The following is a 2,148-nucleotide window of genomic DNA, read 5'->3' on the forward strand; positions in this document are numbered from 1 at the left end:
CAGATCCGACGGATAACCCTCCCCAGCAGCACTCATACACCCCTCAACGAGCGATCCGCACAACCGGCACGGGAGATCTCAAACGCGGTCTGAGAGCAGGCAGAGTTCATCGGCCAGCTCCAGCGGTGACCGGTCCGCCCCCCAGAAGCCCACCTGTGCCATGTCCTGACTGTGCATCGCCCCGGCGAGCCTGCGGAATACGCGCGCGAGTTCCCACCGGTCATCGTCCGCCAGACTGGGCAGACCGTCCTGCACGATCCGGATGCCCCGTTCCGTGAGCCGAGCCTTCCCCTCCGCGCTGATACCGGCCCGTGCACCACGGTCGTCGCCGCTTGGGTCGAAGGAGCGGATGGCGCTGATGAGACCGAGTACACCCTCCGTGAGGATGTACGCGAGGAACCACTGTCTCGGCTGCCGGCCCGCGACATGGATTCCCGAGGCCAGGTCGTTGATCTCGCTCGCGTCACGAGTACGGAAACCGGCAAGTACAAGCACGCTTTTGATCGCCGCATCCATGAGTGAACCGACCCTCTCACCGTGCTCGATCACCGGCTCCCGGAGATCGAGCCGATCCGGTTCCATGAATCCCAGGACAGCCTCAGCCAGCGATTCTCCGGGGTGCCAACCCACGAAGACACCGCCCGCAGGAACCTCCATCGTGTCGACAGAAACCCGCGCGCCTGCCCGCCCCTCACTCGGGGCGTTGGAGAATTCCACGTAAGCGGGGAGCCCTGCGTGCTGCAGCTCGCCGCATACCGCGTCCGCCAGCGCGTGCCGCTCGGCGATGACTTCTTCGGGAGCGTGCGGGATGCCGTTCTTTTCGGCGTTGGCCCGAACCTGGGGGTCTATGTACGTCAAGAGTTCTCCTGAGTCAGTCGTTCGCAGCGAGAAGACTCGGCCCACAGGCTCGCCAACCGCCTCATGGATGCGGGGCCCTGCCGAGCCTTTTGCTTCGGCAGGGCCCCGGAAGTGAACGGGTCACGCAGGACGGTCCGGCCAGATCCACAGGGCGAGCGGATCCTGGTCGTTCCGTTCCACGGTGAATCCAGCGGAGCGCAGAATCCCGATCACGGCGGTCTGCACATGACCTGCTGCCTGTATGAAGTACTGGAAGGCAGGGCCCCCGTCCGGGCGGCTCGTGTCGTACGCGCTGTGTACGGACGGGTCGCAGTTCCAGTAGACGGAGGCTGCCGGGCCGTCCTCAAAGGGCTCGACGTCGATCTTTGCTCCTGGTGACGGGTCGTCGATCGTGCCCAGGCAGGCCGGCAGACCGGCCTTTCGCAGCTCATCGCACACCTGGCCAGCCAGCCTGGACCGCGCCTCAGCCACCTCCGCGGTGACGTGCTTGAGCCCTAGGTCCTCGGGCGTCACGTCATCGAAGTTGATGTCGATCACGCTTCCTTGGTTGCCGGGGGTGCCGGATGTTTGGGACTCCGGCGCCCCAGTGACTCACTCGGAGGGCTGCCACTCAGCAGATCGAGCGAACCTTCCCCTGTCAAACATTTCGATCACCGCCTGGACCATGCTGGCAGATCCAGGATCGTCTGGAGTCGACCAGCATCGGCGAATTTGTGGATCCACAGCTCGTGACTCATGAGTGGATCTCGCCTGCATTAGATATGGGCCCATACCTGTCGCACGGAATGGCCAAGCTCCTGCCCGATCAAGGCTAGTTCTTCGTCGATCAGCTCAGATTTGTTGGGGTTCAGGATCTTGACCTCGAAAGATGCAAATCCGCATGCACCGTCGTATTTGAGGTCATTGAGAGTGGTGTCAGTGCCACAGCAGGGCGTACACACTCTCAGGTCCGAGAAACCGTTGCCGTTGTAAGCCTGATCCATTCGAGGCATCCACCACCCTTGGAGATCAAGCTGTTTCCCGCATCGGGGGCATGAGATTGTCTCCAGGTTGGCGCCAGCGTGCACGAAGGCAGGCGTGTCGTGTCGGTGTACCTCGGGTTCTCCTGCCGCGTTCGGGCACAGCTTCTTCATGAAGGCTGTTGTGAGAGCAGCGCCATCCGGATTCGGCTGCCAGTGAGGGTCGGTGGGGATGATGGAGAGGAAGGTGTCACTCATGGGGACCATTCGATTCGTCGGTTGACGTGGAGGCTACCCGGTGGGTCCGGCACCCGTCCCGACGGACGGGTGC

At 63.2% G+C, this 2,148-nt stretch carries 3 protein-coding genes; all 3 read right to left on the minus strand.

The features are described 5' to 3' along the window. Nucleotides 1-78: 78 nt before the first annotated feature. The 3 genes from ACFWA7_RS39895 to ACFWA7_RS39905 all read right to left on the minus strand — a co-directional run bounded on the left by ACFWA7_RS39895 (nucleotide 79) and on the right by ACFWA7_RS39905 (nucleotide 2,075). Nucleotides 79-858, minus strand: a complete 780-nt coding sequence (locus ACFWA7_RS39895; RefSeq protein WP_385828071.1) for a hypothetical protein — start codon at nucleotides 856-858, stop codon at nucleotides 79-81. Between the two features lie 120 nt (nucleotides 859-978). After that, on the minus strand, nucleotides 979-1,395 hold the full coding sequence (locus ACFWA7_RS39900) for a hypothetical protein (RefSeq protein ID WP_385547149.1): 417 nt from the start codon (nucleotides 1,393-1,395) through the stop codon (nucleotides 979-981). 218 nt (nucleotides 1,396-1,613) lie between these two features. Further along, the gene (locus ACFWA7_RS39905; protein ID WP_385547152.1) at nucleotides 1,614-2,075 is read right to left on the minus strand and encodes a hypothetical protein; all 462 of its coding nucleotides are present in this window, start codon (nucleotides 2,073-2,075) and stop codon (nucleotides 1,614-1,616) included. Between the last annotated feature and the right edge of the window lie 73 nt (nucleotides 2,076-2,148).

This window comes from Streptomyces sp. NPDC059994 (assembly GCF_042737755.1).
Lineage (GTDB): Bacteria > Actinomycetota > Actinomycetes > Streptomycetales > Streptomycetaceae > Streptomyces.

Coding starts and splice junctions, on each gene's coding strand:
- ACFWA7_RS39905 (WP_385547152.1), bottom strand. CDS start 2,075: ATGAGTGACACCTTCCTCTCCATCATCCCCACCGACCCTCACTGGCAG.